Here is a 16,010-nt window from a genome sequence, read left to right on the forward strand (position 1 = left end):
AGAAAACTGACCTCAGCGTCCCTGAGCTTAGTTGGCCGTCCCTAGCCGTCGCCCGCCACTCCATTGGCCACAGTTCCAGACGGGCGTTTAGAAGAAAAAGGAGCGGTCCTAGACGGTGATCTTCAGGCCGTCGAAACCGACGACCACGCCGAGCGGCCCGAGTTCCCGTTCCAGTTCCTCGTGCGTAGCGTCGCCCATGTGGCTGTGGTGGGTCGTCACGATCTGCGTCGAACCCGTGGCCGTGCCTTGTTTCCTCAGCCTTTCGACGACGTGACGGAACTCCTCGATGTCCAAGTGTCCGTTGTAGGGGGTCAACACGAAGCCCTCGCTACACTCCAAGACGAGGGCGTCCAATCGGAACTCGGTCAAGAACGCCCAAGTGGGTTCGTCCCAAACGCCGGTGTCGGTGGCGTAGAGGACGGTCTTCCCTTCGGATTGGACGATCAGGTTGTGGGTGTCTTCGTCGGGCGAGCCGTGCCTCGCCTTGATCGGGACGACCGTATAACCGCCCGTTTCGACCGGGCAAAAGCTCTTCGTCGTGACCACTTCGATCGGCCACTCGGGATAACGCTCGCGGATTTTGGCCGAGACGACGTTGTTACCGTAGACGGTGAAGCCCGCCATCTCGAAGTCGTTGAACGGGTACAGCGCGTACTGGAGCTCTTCGACCGCGAAATGGTCCGCGTCGGCGTGCGTGAAGAACACCGACCACCAGTCCCGTGCGTCCAGGCCCTCACGCGCGACCTGGGCCCAGGTGTCCGGCCCAAAGTCGATTTTCAGTCCGTCGTCGATGAGCGCGGCCGCCCGGCTGCGGACGTCCTTGCCCCGGTTGGCGCGGGCATGACGGCTCACCCGGGAGTCCGAGTACAACGCCGGGACTCCGTCCGCGCCGCCCGTGCCCAACAGATGGATGACCATGCCAGACCCTTAGAAGTCTTTCAACGACCAAACGACGAGGCCACTGAGCAACTTGGGGTAGTAATAGGTCGATTTTTGCGGCATCTTCTCTCCCCCTAGGGCAATTAGCCTCATGTCATCGACCGTCGGGGGGTTCATCAGGAAGCTTGCAGGCGATCCGTTTTCGACCGCTTCGACGGCTTCCGACTCGATCCGCGTGTATCCGAAAAAGTCCAAGCCCTTGAGCCCCAATACCTTTTCGAAAATGTATCCGTGGAGCACAGAAACGTCCAGACCGTTCAGGAACGGGGTCCCCCCGCCCTCGATCTTCGACGCCGTCCTGTCGAGGTCTTTCACCTTGGCGACGAACCCTTGACCACCTGGCAAGGCCACTCCGAACGCCCGGCCACCTTGGGCTGAAACCGCTTCGATCTCGGACATCAGCGACGCGTTCGCGCATTCCGTGAGTTCAAAGTCCGCCGACATGAGGCTCTTCAAATCGTCCGCGGACATCGGCATCGACTTGAGGATCCGGTGGGTCGGAAGCAGCACCAGTCCAGGATCCGTCATGCTGTCGACCGCCATCATCATATAGTCCTCCGCGACCAGGCCGTCGACGTCGCCCTTCGCTTCCCGGAACGCGAGCGCGGTCTCGTAGCGGTGATGGCCGTCGGCGATCCAAAGCCGCTTGTCCTCCAAGGCCCGCACGAGGCCTTCGACGGCGGTCGGTTCGTCGATGACGTCGAGCGTGTGGCGGATACCGTCTTCGCGGGTGAGCAGGTCTCCGACCTGCCGGCCCGGTGACGACGCGACCAGGGAGTGGACGGCGTTATCGTCGTCCTCGTAGAGTCCAAAAATGCATTCGAGATGGCTGTGGGTCGCCTCGAGAATCCGCAACCGGTCCTCTTTGTGCTTGGGAAACGTCTGCTCGTGGGGCAAGACGACGCCCTTGGCGTAAGGCTCGACTTTGAGCAAGACGATCAACGACGTCCGGGTGAAAGACCTGTCCGACCCGGGAACCTGGAACGTCTGGGAGTAACGGTAGAACGACGGGCGCTCTTCGAGGGCGAGCGTACCGTCCCGGCGCCACTCCTCCAATTGAGCGGCGCTCCGGGCGTACTTGACGAACTTGGACCGGTCGTCCTCCCGTTGCTCGGGAAGGGTCAGTCGGACGACGTTGTGCGGGCTCTTTTCGGCCAAGGTCTCCCGCTCGGCCGGCGAGATCACGTCATAGGGCGGAGCGACAAGGTCTTCGAGCCTGCCGGCGTTCGGCCGGAATCGAAGCCCTTGGAAAGGCCTGACGGTCGCCATGGTTCGGGCAAGATACCCAAGCCCCTGGTAGACTCAACCGAGTGCCCGGCGAAGCCCAACTAAGGGCCTATCGAACTCTCATCGACGCCAGACTCCCGTCCCTCCTGCCGCCCGAGGACGAACCGCCGACCGTCTTGCACCGTGCGATGAGGTACGCCGTCCTCGGTGACGGCAAGAGGATCCGGCCCGCATTCGCCATGGCGTCGGCTTTGGCCGCCGGTGGCACCGCCGACGACGGGATCGAGGCCGGATGCGCCGTGGAACTCGTCCACTGCTTTTCGCTGATCCATGACGACTTGCCCGCGATCGACGACGACGACCTCCGGCGCGGACGGCCGACCGTGCACCGGGCATTCAAAGAGTCCGTCGCGATCCTGGCGGGCGACGCGCTGTTCGCGCTCGCGTTCGACGTCCTCGCCCGGCTCGACCTGTCTCCGGAACGCGTCGTGCGGGCGATCCGGATCCTTGCGGGTTCCGTAGGAAGCCAAGGCCTGGTCGGAGGCGAAATGATGGACGTCGAAGCGGAAGGGAGCCGTCCCGACCTGCCGACGGTGACGACGATCCATACCTTGAAGACCGCGAGCCTGGTCGCGGCGTCGTGCCGACTCGGGGCGATCGCAGCGGGTGCGTCGGACGAGGCGATCGAAGCCCTAGGACGGTTCGGCGGCCATATCGGCGTCGCGTTCCAGATCGTGGACGACCTGCTCAACGAAACGTCGACCGCCGAGACCCTTGGCAAATCCGCGGGATCGGACCGGGAAAGGGATAAAGCGACCTATCCCGCGGTCGTCGGGATCAATGCGAGCGAAGCCGCCGCACAAGCGGAGTCGGCGCGGGCCTACGCCTGTGTGGAGGGACTGCCAGGAGACCGACGCCCTCTCGTCTCGCTTGCGGAGTACTGCCTATGCAGGGACCGCTAGACCCGGCCCAGAGCTTCGGCCCCGTCGCCGAGCATTACGACGTCTTGATGACCCATGTTCCGTACGACACGTGGGTGTCTTACTATCAGCTTCTGCTCGCCCAGATCGGCGTCGATCCGGTCACGGTGCTTGACGTCTGCTGCGGGACAGGCAACGTGACCGAACTGTTGGCGAAGGAGGGCTATCGCATGTCGGGGTTCGACCTCTCGGCACCCATGATCGACGTCGCCCGGCGGAAAGCGAAGGAACGAAAGCTCGACATCCGCTACTACGTCGCCGATGCCGCCGACTTCCAGATCCGAGAGACGTTCGACGGTGCCGTGTCCTTCTTCGACAGCCTCAACTACATCACCGATCCGGACCATGCGGCCAGGGCCATACGTCAGGTGGCCCGGCACTTGAACCGGGAAGGGACCTTCGTTTTCGACGTCAACACGGCCTATGCCTTCGAGCAGAAAATGTTCGACCAAAAGGAAAGCCGGGCCAAAGCCCCGATCCGGTACGACTGGGTCGGCGATTACGACCCTTCGACCAGGATCATCGTCGTCAACATGAAGTTCGAACGGGACGGCCGAACGTTCGAGGAGCGCCACGTCCAGCGCGCGCACAGCCTGGACGAGATCGCCGATTGGCTGGACGACGCCGGGTTCGAGGAGATCGCGGCGTTCGACAGTTACACGCTCAACCCTCCTCGGAAGAAGAGCGACCGGCTCCACTTCACGGCGAAACTGGGCTGACGCCCGTCTTTCTGACAGCGCTAAACTCCGGCGTATGACGCCGGCCCTCGCCGCCCTCGGCCTCGCCGTCCCCCTGTTCGCGAACGGGCCGGTCGAAGACACGACCATCGACTCTGAGAAGCCGGACACGAACTACGGCCGCGACACGTTCCTGGTGTCCGGCCCTGGCAAAGCGGTCTTGATCCGGTTCCCGTCGCTGGCCTGGTCCGATCCTCGGCTGGTTCCGGAGACGGCGACGGTCAGCCTCACCGTCCTCGACCAGGCCCAACCGAAGCTGAAGTCCGTCAAGAGGATCCTCCTTCCGTGGGGCGAAGGCGGTTCGCTCGGCGCGTCGATGCTCCAGCCCAAACTGACGGCCATGCAAGGCGGCGGGGCGACGTGGAACTCGAGCCGTGCAGGCGAGACCAAGTGGGGTTCGGCCGGTGCACAAAGTCCGAACGACGTCCGTGAGGTGACGGGGGTCACGGCGACGACGGAAAACGGGATCGTCAAGATTTCGGGCCTAGGTCCCGTCCTTGCCGAGTTGGCCCGCGACCCGTCCCACAACTTCGGGTTCCGGCTCGAATTCGAGACCAAGACCGCCTTCTTCAGTTCCGAGTCGCCTGAAAAGGGCCCCAAGCTCGAGGTCACGTCCAAGCCTGTGGCGCTGCCCTCCGGCCCTAGATTGACGCTACTGGCGCTTGAACCAGGTTCGGAAGGGAACTGGGAGGCCGTGGTCACGAACGCGGGTGACGCGGTTTCGGCCGGTTGGAGCCTGTCCCTTGACGCCCCGAACGGAGCCAAGGTCGAAGCCACGTCCCAAGTCGCATTAGCGCCGGGAGACACGGGCCGTGTCACGGCCAAGTTTCCGGAACGCACGGCCGGTGCCGTTTCAGCCGTCGTCCGGAACGGAGGCACCGCCGCGACCGAGTTGATCCCTGACGCCACCCTGATGGTCGCTGCCGACGCCTGGCCCGTTCGGTTCGAACTCGGCCCCGAGGCCACGTCGGTCATCGAGAAGTCCCTTGGAAACGAACCCGTCGGACGGTTCCTTCAACGGGTCGTCGCCTGCGTCAACGAAGGCGTGTTCCCACAAAGCCGGACGGCGTCCCACCCCGATGGCTGCCCCTTGCGGCTCAGGCTCGCGGTCACGGACGGTCCCGCGGTGACGGTGAAGGTCGACTCCATCGGGCCCGACCCGTTAGCGGACCTCGTCCGGGCCACGGTCCACGAACTGTCCCCCTTCTCCGGCCTGTGGACGAGTCCACCGGACAGCCCACGATGGCCCGAGACGGGCCTCGGCCGCCTGTCCGACACGAGGGACGACACGGCTTGGCCCTCGGCGTTCCGGATGCCCGCGTTCCCCTATGGCGAACCGACGTCCGACCAAGCCCCGGCCAAGCCCACCGGACTCCTCGATCGGGCCGAAGTCGAGGCGTTCGCCGACATGAAACCGTTAGGGCCGGACGCGCGCAAATCGTTCGTCCCGACCATGCCGAATTCGATGATCCTGGTGATCCAGAACCTCGTCGGAAGCCCGGTCCCGAACGCCCAGGTCGACGTTTACCGGACGAAAGACGGAAAACTGACGACCGATCCCCTCGTTTCGGGACGGACGTCGAAGAGCGGTTACCTGTACGTCGCCCCTCAGGGAGGCAAAGGCCCGTTCGCAGACCTCTCTCCGGACGGGTCGAACGCCTGGCTGCTGGTCCGTGTCACGTCCGAATTCAACACCGAGACCGCGTGGCTCTCGGCCGCGACGGTCTATGCCGAAACGAAGCGGTGTGGCGGAGAAGCCCCCCTCGTCGAGTTGCGCTTGATGCTGCCGTCGGGCAAGGTGAACACGGACACGGACTTCGTCCAAGGTAAGTCCGTCACCGACGACAAAGGCCGCTTCCCCGCCGTCCTGAACGCCCTTGTCGACGGAGACCCTAAGTCCGGGGTCACGTTCGACGGCTCCGCGGGCCCGGCGTGGATCGAGTTCGACCTTGGGCGCGACCGCTTCGTGTCCAGCATCGAGATCGAAACCGACGGGCCGCTGTGGGACAGGTTCACGGTCCAGACCGCGATCACAGGGCAACCCGCGACGAGCCGTACGGACTGGTTCACGGAACCCAACGGCCGCTTCCGGACGGTAGAAAAGGGACAAAAAGTCGGAGAACGGACCGTCGTCGCGTATTCGGCCGCCCCCGTTTTGTGCCGCTACCTTCGGATCGTCGTCAAGTCCGGGCCGGCCGTGAACCTCACCGGCGTCCGCGCCAGGCCCCCGGTGATGAACTAAAGGGCCGTCCAACCACGATAGAACCGCTCACGGGCGGCTATCGCCCGGGCCACAGCGTCGGCTCCGACGACGTTGAGATGGCCCATTTTGCGCCCCGGGCGGCTTTCGGCCTTGCCATACCAGTGGACACGGACGTCCGGGTCGCCCTCAAGAGCGGCCGCAAGACCCTTCCGATAGTCGCCGGCGCCGGGTTGCCCGAGCAGGTTCGCCATGCACGTCGGCGCTCCCTCCGGTTTCGCACAAGGCCAACCCATGACGAGCCGGACGTGTTGCTCGAACTGGCTGACCCCGCCCCAGTCCAGCGTGTAGTGCCCTGTGTTGTGCGGCCGCGGGGCGATCTCGTTCACTTGAAAGCTTCCGTCCTCGAGTTCGAACAGCTCGACCCCGAACAGGCCGTACCCTTCCACAGCCTCGACCGCCTTGATCGCGATGTCGCTGGCATCGACCCCTGCCGGGAAGACGAGGTCGCAGACATGGTCGGTCTGCACGGTCTCCATCGTCGGGAAGGTTCCGACCTCCGCCTCTGAGCGGTAGACCATGACGGCCAGCTCGCGTTTGAAAGGGACGAACTGCTCGGCGAGCCATCCGCCTTCCGACCACAACGGACGGAACGTCTCCAGGACTTCACGACTCCTGACCGTTCTCGTTCCCTTGCCGTCATATCCGCCGAACCGCGACTTGATCACCATGGGAAAGCCGATATCGTCGACGTTGGAGCCATGGTCGTCCGTACCGATCGGGCGCGCCCGTGGCGAAGGAACTCCCGCCTCAGCCATCCGGCCGCGTTGGACGAGCTTGTCGTTGATCTGAGACAAAGTCCACCAAGAGGGTACGACGTCGTCCCGGCGCCCGAGCGAGTCCTGCGCCGACCGGATTTCGGCACCTGGGATGAATTCGTTCTCCAACGTGGCCCGGAAGCACCGCTCCAACACTTTGCGGATCGCTTGTCCGTCCGAAACCGCACCTGGGACGAGGGCAGCGATCTGCGAGGCCGGACAGCCGGTGTCGGGGTCCAAGACAAGACACCTTAGCCCCATCCGCTGCGCTGCCTGGATCGACATCCGCGCCAACTGGCCGCCGCCGAGAAAGCCGATGTCGTATTCGAACTCACTCCCGTTCAAGCGTCAGAGTTTATCAGCACGCCCACGACCGGCCCTTAGTACCTTGGCACGTCGTCGCTTACCCTGCCTTTCGTGTTCCGGTCTCGACCGTGACGACGCTCGAGATGCCGCCCCTGACATTGAACCGTCCGATGACCCTCATCCATCGCGGTGAACAGGCTGCGGAGAGCTCGTCGAGGATCCGGTTCATGACGGCTTCGAAATAGATCCCCTCGTTGCGGAAGCCGTAGTAATAGAGCTTGAGAGACTTGAGCTCGATGCAGAGCGCGTCCGGGACATATTCCAGTTCGATCGTGGCGAAGTCAGGCTGACCTGTCTTCGGGCAGACGCTCGTGAACTCGGGGCAGACGTGGAGGATCGTGTAGTCCCGCTCCGGCGCGGGGTTCGGAAAGGTCTCGATCATGGGCGGGATCGTACCGGGATTGTCGCCCGCACAGCGGCCCAAAGGGGCGGCCCCTACGGTAACCTCCCGGCATGATCGCCGTGGTGTTCCCTGGACAAGGCTCGCAGCGGCCCGGAATGGGCAAGGACCTTTACGGCACCTATGGCCCGGCCAAGGACGTGTTCCACCAAGTTTCCGAGGCGACCGGAGTCGATGCCGCGGCCCTGTGCTTCGAATCGGACGAAGAGACACTGCGCAAGACGGAGAACGCCCAACTGGCGCTGTACACCTGCGGCTTGGCAGCTTGGTTTTCGTTGAAGGAAGGTCTGAGCGCCGAAGTCGACGTGTTCGCGGGTCACAGTGTCGGCGAATACGCCGCCGTCGTCGCGGCGGGCGCGCTTGGAGTCGGTACGGGCGCCATGCTGGTGCGGCGTCGAGGCGAGATCATGGCCGCTGCAGGCCAAAGCAGGCCGGGAACGATGGCGGCCGTGCTGGGGATGGACAGGGCCGACCTCGCGAAAGTCTGCGAGGAGGTCTCTGACAAGGGCGTGTGCGTCATCGCCAACGATAACGCGCCGGGCCAACTCGTCATCAGCGGTGACGTCGACGCCGTCCAGGCAGCGTGCGCCTTGGCCGGCGAGCGGGGGGCGAAACGGACGCTTCCGCTCAATGTCAGCGGGGCGTTCCACAGTCCCTTGATGGACGTGCCCGCACAGGAAATGGGCCAGGCCCTTGCCGAGGCCGGGTTCGGCAGTGTCGCCCAGCGGCACGTGGTCTTCGCGAACGTGACCGCAGCCCGGGTCGAACACGCTTATGAGTGGCCCGACCTTCTGGAACGTCAGCTAAAGTCCCCGGTCAGGTGGACGGAAAGCGTCCACGCCATGGCGAAATCCGGGGTGAGAGTGTTCGTCGAGTGCGGCGTGGGAGAGGTGCTCTGCGGGCTGCTCCGCCGGATCGAACCGGAGGCCAAGGGCCTGAAGGTGGTCGATCCGGCGACTTTGGAACAGGCGAGGTCGGAACTCTCGGCGGTGAACGTATGAGCCGATTCGGAGGCAAGGTCGTGGCGGTGACGGGCGCCAGCCGAGGGATCGGGCGCGAGATCGCGGCCCGGTTCGCGGCCGAAGGCGCGTCGGTCGCGGTGATCGCGACGACCGCGGCGAACGCCGACCGGGCCGTCCAGGAGATCCTGGCTTCGTACCCCGGCGCGACCGTGAAAGGCTTCGGCTGCGACGTTTCCGACTCAGCGCAGGTCGATGCCACCTTTTCGGAGATCGAATCTGCGCTAGGGGCACCTTCCGTCCTGGTCAACAACGCCGGAGTCACGCGCGACACCCTTCTCATGCGAATGTCCGAAGATGACTGGGACACGGTGCTCGCGGTGAACCTGAAGGGCGCCTGGCTGTGCACGAAAGCCGTACTCCGAAGCATGATGAAGGCCCGCTGGGGCCGGATCGTCAACGTCACGTCCATCGTCGGTCTCGGCGGGGCGGCGGGTCAGGCGAACTATGCGGCGAGCAAGGCCGGACTGGTCGGACTGACGAAGTCGACGGCCAAGGAACTGGGCTCCCGCAACATCACCTGCAACGCCGTCGCTCCGGGCTTCATCGAAACCGATATGACGGCCGAACTGAGCCAAGAGATGAAAGACGGGGTCGTGAAAACGGCGCCGCTAGGACGGTTGGGAACATCGTCTGACATTGCCGGGGCCGTCCTGTTCTTGGCTTCGGAAGACGCTTCTTACGTGACCGGACAGACCATGGTCGTCGACGGCGGATTGACGCTCTGACGGTCACCTTGGGAGCGCGGGATACATGTCCCGGCTCATCGCCCGGACGTCCACCAGCCATTTTCCGCCGACCTTGAACATCGACAGAGAGAAATTCTCCTCATAGGAGGACTCTGCCGAAACGTCTTTCGTGACCGCGATCCGGACCAGGGACCGGTCGGGAGCCGGGCGGGTGTCACCGACGATCCGCCAAGCGAAGACGTAGTGCTTTCCGAGCTTGACCGTCTTGCTCCACTCGGCTTCGGTCTGCGACCGGTCTTGTTCCGGCGAATAGTAACTCAGGTCGGCCAGCGTCTTGACGTCGCCTTGGCCGAGCGCTTTCATGAACTTGCCTGCCACCGAGTTCGGCGAGTCCCCTGAGAACGCGAGCAGCCCCAGGATCGCAACGGCGATCGCCGAAAGGACGACGATCATCCAGTTCACCCGACCCGAGGCCCGCATCGCGGTGATTTTAGCCCGAACTAGATGCCTGCCGTGCGGGATCGGATCTTGGTCGCCCCAGGGTCGATCAACCAGACCCCGGAGTCCTTGTGGAGCGAGAAGCTCACCGTGGTATAGCCTCGGCGCCTCGATGCGTACTTGACCCAGACTTCGGCTTCGATCGCCCTCTTGCCGACCCGGCTGATCGAAACGCTTGAACCGGCATCGATGAGACCGGAGACGAAAGCCGACATCTGGCGGGCCTCTTCTGTCGCGTAGTGGGAGCCGAGCGTCGACCGGAGCAGCCGGTCGTCCTTCGTGACCAGGGCCTCGTGGAACCTTGTGACCGTGCTGACCGGCCCCTTGTTGCGGGACAGATAGAACACGCTGAGCGTCAGGACCGACAAAACGAACGCGGCCAGGACGGACGATGCTTGGCGCGACGTCAAGTTCACAGGTAGATTCTACCAACGCGCTGTGAACCCCTGGTTCCACGGCACGTCTGAACCGACAGTAAGTGCAAGGGTAGGCGCAACATGAGTGATTCGTTCAGCCGAAGAGACCTGTTAGGACGGAGCGGCGTGATCGCCGTCGGGCTTATGGCCCCGCCATGGCTCTCGGCGATCGCGAAGGCCGACGTCGTCCGAACGTCCCGTGGAGGCAAGGTCGACCCGGACAACGTCCTCGTCGTCTGCCAACTCTCGGGCGGGAACGACGGGCTCAACACGATCGTGCCCTATGCCGATGCGAGATACCGGGAACTCCGTCCGACCTTGGCGTTGCCGGAAGACCAGATCGTCAAGCTGAACGACGAGTTCGGCCTTCACCCGTCCCTCGCCGCGCTCGGACAGTTGTTCAAGCAAGGCAAGGTCGCCGTCGTCAATAGCGTGGGCTACCCGAACCCGAACCGCTCGCATTTCAAGAGCATGGATATCTGGCAGTCGGCGGATCCGGGCGGAAAGCTCAAGTACGGGTGGATCGGCCGTGCGTTCGACGTCCGCACGGCCTCGGGGGCCCAGTCGCCTGTCGCCGGCATCGGGCTCTCTGTCGAAAAACCGCTGGCCCTTCAGGCGGACCACGCCAGCATCCCATGCTTCGCCAGTCTCGGCGACATCCAAGCGATGGTCGGAGACCCGGACACCGAGCGCATGCTCCGTGCGATCCAAGGAAACGACGCTCAAGGGACGACCAAGGTCATCCAGCAAGCCAACCGGAGCGCACTTGACGCGATGTCCGAACTGAAGAGCAAGCTCGCGAACTTCACGCCGAAACAGAGCTACGGGAACGACGCCTTCGGCCAAGGGTTCAAACAGATCGCCCAGATCGTCGCAGCGTCCCCAGCGACGAGGGTCGTGTACTTCAGTGCCGGAGGGTTCGACACCCACAGCCGCCAAGCGGAGACGCACGCCCGTCTCCTCAAAGGTTTCAGCGACGCCGTCGGTGCCTTCCAACAAGAGATCGAAGCGATCGGAAAGGCGGACAAGGTCATGGTGCTCGTCTTCAGCGAGTTCGGGCGTCGGTCGTACGAGAACGGCTCTTCGGGGACCGACCACGGCAAGGCCGCACCGATGCTGTTGATCGGTAAGAACGTGAAGGGCGGGTTCCACGGCCACAAGCCGGATCTGCAGAACCTCGACGATGGCGACGTCCGGTTCCAGACGGACTTCCGCGAAGTCTATGCGACGGCGCTCGACAATTGGATGGGCGTCGACAGCGGGTCCGTCCTCGGCGAGAAGTTTTCCCACATCGCCGCGATTTGACCGGTCTTCTCAGTCCGGCCCGACGCACGCTCGGGTAACGTTCGCAGACTCGAGCGTGCCTATTCTTAGAAACTCTAAGGCTTGCACGCCAGGTACACCTGGTACGACCATGCGAACGCCCGCCCTCGTCGCCGCCCTCTTCGCCCTACCCTTCGCTTTTGCCGACGGTGAGTTCACGTCGAGCAAGGTCAAACTGCTGGCCCACTTCGACCTGACCCAACTGCAGGCCCGGTCCGGCAACACGTGCTGGGGCTACGTCAGTCCGAGCGGACGCGAATATGCCCTCATGGGTTGCAGCAACAAGACGGCGGTCATCGAGGTCACCGACCCGACCAAGGCCAAGCTGATCGGCAGCGTCCCCCACAAAGACGGCCTTTGGTCCGACATCAAGGTCTACAGGTCGGCCATGTACGTGTCGACGGAGGAAAGCGGCAGCGGGCTCCAAGTCATCGACCTGAGCAAGGTGGACGAGGGCAAGGTGACCTTGGTCAAGACGATCACCTCACCGGGCCGTTCCCACACGATCGCGGTCGACGCCGACGGCGGCTACCTGTACACGTGCGGCTCGCGTGAATCGAGCGGGACGACGACGTGCTTCGACCTCAAGGATCCGCTTGATCCGAAGCAGGTCGGCGCCCAGACCATCACGCCTGTGTACCAGCACGAGGCCCAGGTCGTGACCTACAAGACGGGCAAGTACAAAGGACGGACGATCTTCTTCGGCGGTGGCGAAGGCCGGGGCCTCGAGATTTGGGACGTTACCGACAAGGACAAACCGTCCCTCGTGCGCCGCGTCGCCTATCCGTTCGTAGGATATTGCCACCAAGGTTGGCTCAGTGCCGACAAGAAGTACTTCTACGTCAACGACGAGTTCGACGAGAGCACGAACGGGATCGCGACGAGGACCCTCGTGTTCGACGTGAGCGACATCGACAAAGCCGACCTCGTCTCCACGTACTCGACCGGAAAGCCGTCGATCGACCACAACCTTTACACGCGGAACGACTTCATCTTCCACGCCAACTACACGACCGGGCTCTGGATCTTTGACGGTAGCGAAAGCCCCCTCACGCCGAAGCTCTGCGGCTTTTTCGACACCCACCCCGAAAACGACAATGCACAGTTCGAAGGGGCTTGGAGCAACTACCCTCTGTTGCCGAGCGGCACGGTCCTGATCAGCGACATCAACCGAGGCTTGTTCATCGTCGACGCCTCGGAAGCGACCAAGGTCGCAGTCAAGGTCCTGGACGTCAAGGCCCAGGGGGCGACCGGAGCGGTCGCGGGCGACGCCCTCTCCGAAGCCGACGGATCGGGGCAAGAGGTCTCGGGTAAGGGCGAGGCCACGCTGACGTTCGAAGGCAAGTGTCGCTGGCAGGTTCCGAGCAAACTGTCCTTCGCCGTCCACTCGGCCTCCAAAGGACGGCTCGACCAAACGATCGAACTGTACGACTGGTCGTCCGGCAAGTGGGAACAGGCCGCGACCGGTTCGACCGCCGAAGGAGCCGCGGACTTGACGGCGACGGGCAAGTCCGCCGGGCGGTTCGTCGAGGCGGGGACAAAGGCCGTCCGAGCCCGCTTGAAGGTCAAAGGTGCCGGCGCATGGACGATGAAGCTGGACCAAGCCGGTTGGACGGCCAATCCCTGACCACACCTTCAGGGCTCCGGTCGAGTCAGGACGGACGGGCCGTTCGCGTCCGTCCGCCCCGACGCTGGCGAAGCAAAGGGGTATTCTGATCCTCGCGTCGGGGCATGGCGCAGTTTGGTAGCGCGCTTCTCTGGGGGGGAAGAGGCCGTGGGTTCGAATCCCGCTGCCCCGACCATTTTCGTTTTTAGGCGGCCTTTTGTGGGGCTTGCCCTGATCGGATCAACGTCAGTTCCGCCCGCTCGACGGGTTTAGGCTCCCAAACGGCGAGCTTTTCGGCTAGGGCTTTCAAGGACTTCGGCACCGCTTCCGTAGAAGCCAAGGAACGTGCGAGCGACCGGCGGTGGAGCCGCGGGTGTTCGCCGACCGTCAGACTCCACTCCAAACCCGTGCTCAAGAAGCGTCCCAACGCCGCGTCGAACCGAGACGCTACGTGGGCGCCCAACCGGTCTCCGTCGCAACGGTTCACGACAAGGGCGAGCGGGATTCCCGACCGGACGTTGACGGCTTCGCGCGCCGCCCGAAGGGCCCCCAAGAGAGCGACCGGCTCCGGCACCGTGACCAAGACCACCTTGTCGGCCATCGACAAGGCACGCCGGGTCTCCGAGCAGAGGCCCGGTGCGCAATCGATCAGTCGAAACCCTTCGGTAAGAGCGGGCCATTCGGATCCGTGGTCCGCAGGTGGAACCGTCCACAAGTCCAGGCCTTCCGCCACCGACACCATCGATCCGGACGGCCCTTCGACGCCGAAGGCCAGAGCCAAGGCCGGAGCAAAGGGATCGGCGTCGACGACGGTCACCTTTTGCCCCGAGGAGGCCAAAGATTTTCCCGCTAGAGCGCACAACAAGCTCTTCCCTGTGCCGCCTTTGCAGTTCGCGAAGACGACGGTCTTCATGCCGACCTCCTCAGGACCCGGTCAAGAAGCGATTTGGCACGAGGCGCTTCACCGTCGCGACCGGACGCCGCCCTCGCGACGTCCGAGTCCAGTTCTCCGTACCGTGCCCTGAGTTCGTGGACGACTTGGGACACAGGCGCGGTCCTGACCTCGATCTCCAGCCCTGTATGCAGGGCGATCGCATCGATGCCTGATTGGTCGACAGGCTCCGCACAAAGGCAGTACAGCTTCCCGCCAGAGCAGCATACGGGGAGGGCCAGCGCCGCGACGGCGAGTCCGGCCGGCACTTTTCGGACAGTCTCGGGATCGATCGCGTCCCAATCGGGTTCGGTCAAGGGTCCGGACGGCCCCGTGTCCGACTCAATGCCGACGTCGCCCATCGTATCTTCGAGCACCACGTCATCGAATTCGGCCGACGGCTCCGGAGCATCCGGAACGGTTTGTCCGACCGATTCAAGCGAAAGGTCGGGGCCACCGTCTTCAGAGAGGCCGAGCATAGCTTGGATCTCGGCGGCGGAAAGGACTTCGTCCGACGATTCGACAGCGCCGATCGATGCCTTCGGTGGGTCCGGTACGACAGGTTCCGGCTCTGGCACCGGATTCCCGAGTCCGGCCGTCGCCGCGAACAAAGCCTCGATCTCGTCTTCTGAGAGGGCGACGTCCTCGTCGGCGCTTGAACGAGGAGCGTCCGCTTTTGCTTCGGCTGCCGGACCGCCTGCCACCGAACTTCCGGCGAGCGGCTCTTCGGGTCGGGGCTCATCGGCGTTCAACAGCGACTCGAACCCGTCCTCGGGTCGGGACTCATTGTCCGAGGATTCAAGGAAAGCGGTTTGGTCGTCGTGTTGCTCGAAAGCCCGGATCAGGTCGTCAAGCTCGCCAGACTCGAAGTTTCCGAATTCCTCGAGTTCAGCTTCGTCCGTCTGTCCGACATCGCCGTCATCGCCGGACTCGTCGGATTCGACTTCGGTCAAATCGGGGTTTGCGATCGCGAACTCCATTTCGGCTAAGAAGGCCGACTCGTCCTCGTTGCTTTGACCGCCGATCTGTTCGACCATGTCGGCCAAGACCGCTTCCGCCGCTTCCTCCACGTGCTCGGTCGGCACCTCGTCCAAAGCATCAAGAGGGCCGGTGTCCGTTTCGATCGCGGGTCCCTCGTTCGAAGGGTCGATGGCGGTCGAACGTGTGACCGGTCCGCACCTATCAGAGGATTCCCGGATCAGGGCGACTTCGGCCCGAAGCGAAGCCAATTCGCCGACGAGCCTCTCGACGAGCGATTCGAGTTCGCCGCCGGACTTCCCCTTCGATGCCGCCGCACGGCGCGGCCCATCAGGTCTTTCCGCCTTTTTCGCCTTCGCCGCTCCCGGCATGATCCTAGGAAGATTGTCGGTCTCTCAAGCCGTGTTTTTCAGTCCGTGACCAGGACGAAGACTTCTCGTGGACCATGGACCCCTCGGACGAGGACACCCTCGATATCGGCCGTCCGAGAGGGGCCCGTCACCAGGACCGACGTTTGGTGGCCCGTCCTTTCAATGGCTTCGTCGAGGGTTCCGACGATCGCGGCCCTCGGTACGGTGGCGACGTGCACAGGCGGAGCGAGGCTGCCTAGACGCCGTCCTCCGGTCACCAAGAGGCTCCCGGACTCGGCGACGGCGACCAAGGCCGCCGTGATTCCTAAGTCGGCTTCCCATGGTCCGGCGGGCTCGAACGGGCCCGCTTCAGCGGGCACGTCCACACCAGGATCGACGCTCCACCTCCGGCCTGGGAACGCTGCGAGACCGGCCCGATCGATAGACCGTCCGCCAAGTTCCTCAAATCGCTCCCAGAACAAACCCCAAAGTTCGCCCGCGATCGACGGTGCCCGCCACGATTCGGGCAAAGG

General features: G+C 63.9%; 16 protein-coding genes and 1 tRNA gene. 8 read left to right on the forward strand and 9 right to left on the reverse strand.

Going from position 1 to position 16,010, the window contains the following annotated elements; genetic code table 11:
- Nucleotides 1-108: 108 nt before the first annotated feature.
- Together JST30_03055 and JST30_03060 are read right to left on the reverse strand one after the other, a co-directional pair.
- Nucleotides 109-918 (reverse strand): hypothetical protein, encoded by an 810-nt coding sequence (locus JST30_03055; GenBank protein MBS1713295.1) that lies wholly within the window; start codon nucleotides 916-918, stop codon nucleotides 109-111.
- A 9-nt stretch (nucleotides 919-927) separates the two neighbouring features.
- Nucleotides 928-2,208 carry a DUF1015 domain-containing protein gene (locus JST30_03060; protein ID MBS1713296.1) on the reverse strand — a complete coding sequence of 427 codons (1,281 nt, stop codon included), beginning with the start codon at nucleotides 2,206-2,208 and terminating at the stop codon, nucleotides 928-930.
- Between the two features lie 41 nt (nucleotides 2,209-2,249).
- Here JST30_03060 and JST30_03065 point away from each other — a divergent pair, with 41 nt between their 5' ends.
- The 3 genes from JST30_03065 to JST30_03075 are packed head-to-tail and all read left to right on the forward strand — an operon-like array spanning nucleotide 2,250 to nucleotide 6,125.
- On the forward strand, nucleotides 2,250-3,128 hold the full coding sequence (locus tag JST30_03065) for a polyprenyl synthetase family protein (protein MBS1713297.1): 879 nt from the start codon (nucleotides 2,250-2,252) through the stop codon (nucleotides 3,126-3,128).
- A complete protein-coding gene (locus tag JST30_03070) occupies nucleotides 3,113-3,865 on the forward strand; it encodes a methyltransferase domain-containing protein (GenBank protein MBS1713298.1) in 753 nt (250 codons plus the stop codon). The genes JST30_03065 and JST30_03070 overlap by 16 nt, the downstream gene beginning before the upstream one ends.
- Before the next feature lie 34 nt (nucleotides 3,866-3,899).
- Nucleotides 3,900-6,125 (forward strand): hypothetical protein, encoded by a 2,226-nt coding sequence (locus tag JST30_03075; protein MBS1713299.1) that lies wholly within the window; start codon nucleotides 3,900-3,902, stop codon nucleotides 6,123-6,125.
- Here JST30_03075 and JST30_03080 read toward each other — a convergent pair.
- Together JST30_03080 and queF are read right to left on the reverse strand one after the other, a co-directional pair.
- Nucleotides 6,122-7,246, reverse strand: a complete 1,125-nt coding sequence (locus JST30_03080) for an ATP-grasp domain-containing protein (GenBank protein ID MBS1713300.1) — start codon at nucleotides 7,244-7,246, stop codon at nucleotides 6,122-6,124. The two genes, JST30_03075 and JST30_03080, sit on opposite strands and share 4 nt — an antisense overlap.
- A gap of 58 nt (nucleotides 7,247-7,304) precedes the next feature.
- On the reverse strand, nucleotides 7,305-7,649 hold the full coding sequence (queF, locus tag JST30_03085; GenBank protein ID MBS1713301.1) for an NADPH-dependent 7-cyano-7-deazaguanine reductase QueF: 345 nt from the start codon (nucleotides 7,647-7,649) through the stop codon (nucleotides 7,305-7,307).
- Nucleotides 7,650-7,720: 71 nt separating this feature from the next.
- Between queF and fabD the strand changes: the two genes are divergently transcribed.
- On the forward strand, nucleotides 7,721-8,668 hold the full coding sequence (gene fabD / locus JST30_03090) for an ACP S-malonyltransferase (protein ID MBS1713302.1): 948 nt from the start codon (nucleotides 7,721-7,723) through the stop codon (nucleotides 8,666-8,668).
- A complete protein-coding gene (fabG, locus tag JST30_03095; protein ID MBS1713303.1) occupies nucleotides 8,665-9,414 on the forward strand; it encodes a 3-oxoacyl-[acyl-carrier-protein] reductase in 750 nt (249 codons plus the stop codon). Before fabD ends, fabG begins: the two co-directional genes overlap by 4 nt.
- Before the next feature lie 3 nt (nucleotides 9,415-9,417).
- Here the strand turns inward: fabG and JST30_03100 are convergent, their stop codons facing one another.
- A complete protein-coding gene (locus JST30_03100) occupies nucleotides 9,418-9,855 on the reverse strand; it encodes a hypothetical protein (protein MBS1713304.1) in 438 nt (145 codons plus the stop codon).
- A 20-nt stretch (nucleotides 9,856-9,875) separates the two neighbouring features.
- The gene (locus JST30_03105; protein ID MBS1713305.1) at nucleotides 9,876-10,289 is read right to left on the reverse strand and encodes a hypothetical protein; all 414 of its coding nucleotides are present in this window, start codon (nucleotides 10,287-10,289) and stop codon (nucleotides 9,876-9,878) included.
- An 81-nt stretch (nucleotides 10,290-10,370) separates the two neighbouring features.
- Between JST30_03105 and JST30_03110 the strand changes: the two genes are divergently transcribed.
- The 3 genes from JST30_03110 to JST30_03120 all read left to right on the forward strand — a co-directional run bounded on the left by JST30_03110 (nucleotide 10,371) and on the right by JST30_03120 (nucleotide 13,414).
- Nucleotides 10,371-11,594: a DUF1501 domain-containing protein gene (locus JST30_03110; protein MBS1713306.1), complete on the forward strand. Its 1,224-nt coding sequence runs from the start codon at nucleotides 10,371-10,373 to the stop codon at nucleotides 11,592-11,594.
- Between the two features lie 109 nt (nucleotides 11,595-11,703).
- Nucleotides 11,704-13,239, forward strand: coding sequence for a choice-of-anchor B family protein (locus JST30_03115; GenBank protein ID MBS1713307.1), 1,536 nt, complete (start codon nucleotides 11,704-11,706; stop codon nucleotides 13,237-13,239).
- A 98-nt stretch (nucleotides 13,240-13,337) separates the two neighbouring features.
- Nucleotides 13,338-13,414, forward strand: a tRNA-Pro gene (locus tag JST30_03120).
- 9 nt (nucleotides 13,415-13,423) lie between these two features.
- Here JST30_03120 and JST30_03125 read toward each other — a convergent pair.
- From JST30_03125 to JST30_03135, 3 genes are read right to left on the reverse strand one after another with little or no spacing between them, the layout of a single operon-like run.
- Nucleotides 13,424-14,131, reverse strand: a complete 708-nt coding sequence (locus JST30_03125; GenBank protein ID MBS1713308.1) for an AAA family ATPase — start codon at nucleotides 14,129-14,131, stop codon at nucleotides 13,424-13,426.
- The gene (locus JST30_03130; GenBank protein MBS1713309.1) at nucleotides 14,128-15,498 is read right to left on the reverse strand and encodes a hypothetical protein; all 1,371 of its coding nucleotides are present in this window, start codon (nucleotides 15,496-15,498) and stop codon (nucleotides 14,128-14,130) included. The genes JST30_03125 and JST30_03130 overlap by 4 nt, the downstream gene beginning before the upstream one ends.
- A 38-nt stretch (nucleotides 15,499-15,536) precedes the next feature.
- Nucleotides 15,537-16,007, reverse strand: coding sequence for a lactate utilization protein (locus tag JST30_03135; GenBank protein ID MBS1713310.1), 471 nt, complete (start codon nucleotides 16,005-16,007; stop codon nucleotides 15,537-15,539).
- Nucleotides 16,008-16,010 lie beyond the last annotated feature (3 nt).

The sequence above is a fragment of the Armatimonadota bacterium genome (genome assembly GCA_018268395.1).
Classification (GTDB): domain Bacteria; phylum Armatimonadota; class Fimbriimonadia; order Fimbriimonadales; family Fimbriimonadaceae; genus JAEURO01.

Excerpts from the sequence above, each read along its gene's own strand:
- JST30_03055 (MBS1713295.1), bottom strand. The coding sequence starts at position 918 with ATGGTCATCCATCTGTTGGGCACGGGCGGCGCGGACGGAGTCCCGGCG.
- JST30_03060 (MBS1713296.1), bottom strand. The coding sequence starts at position 2,208 with ATGGCGACCGTCAGGCCTTTCCAAGGGCTTCGATTCCGGCCGAACGCC.
- JST30_03070 (MBS1713298.1), top strand. The coding sequence starts at position 3,113 with ATGCAGGGACCGCTAGACCCGGCCCAGAGCTTCGGCCCCGTCGCCGAG.
- JST30_03075 (MBS1713299.1), top strand. The coding sequence starts at position 3,900 with ATGACGCCGGCCCTCGCCGCCCTCGGCCTCGCCGTCCCCCTGTTCGCG.
- queF (MBS1713301.1), bottom strand. The coding sequence starts at position 7,649 with ATGATCGAGACCTTTCCGAACCCCGCGCCGGAGCGGGACTACACGATC.
- fabD (MBS1713302.1), top strand. The coding sequence starts at position 7,721 with ATGATCGCCGTGGTGTTCCCTGGACAAGGCTCGCAGCGGCCCGGAATG.
- fabG (MBS1713303.1), top strand. The coding sequence starts at position 8,665 with ATGAGCCGATTCGGAGGCAAGGTCGTGGCGGTGACGGGCGCCAGCCGA.
- JST30_03100 (MBS1713304.1), bottom strand. The coding sequence starts at position 9,855 with ATGCGGGCCTCGGGTCGGGTGAACTGGATGATCGTCGTCCTTTCGGCG.
- JST30_03110 (MBS1713306.1), top strand. The coding sequence starts at position 10,371 with ATGAGTGATTCGTTCAGCCGAAGAGACCTGTTAGGACGGAGCGGCGTG.
- JST30_03115 (MBS1713307.1), top strand. The coding sequence starts at position 11,704 with ATGCGAACGCCCGCCCTCGTCGCCGCCCTCTTCGCCCTACCCTTCGCT.
- JST30_03125 (MBS1713308.1), bottom strand. The coding sequence starts at position 14,131 with ATGAAGACCGTCGTCTTCGCGAACTGCAAAGGCGGCACAGGGAAGAGC.
- JST30_03130 (MBS1713309.1), bottom strand. The coding sequence starts at position 15,498 with ATGCCGGGAGCGGCGAAGGCGAAAAAGGCGGAAAGACCTGATGGGCCG.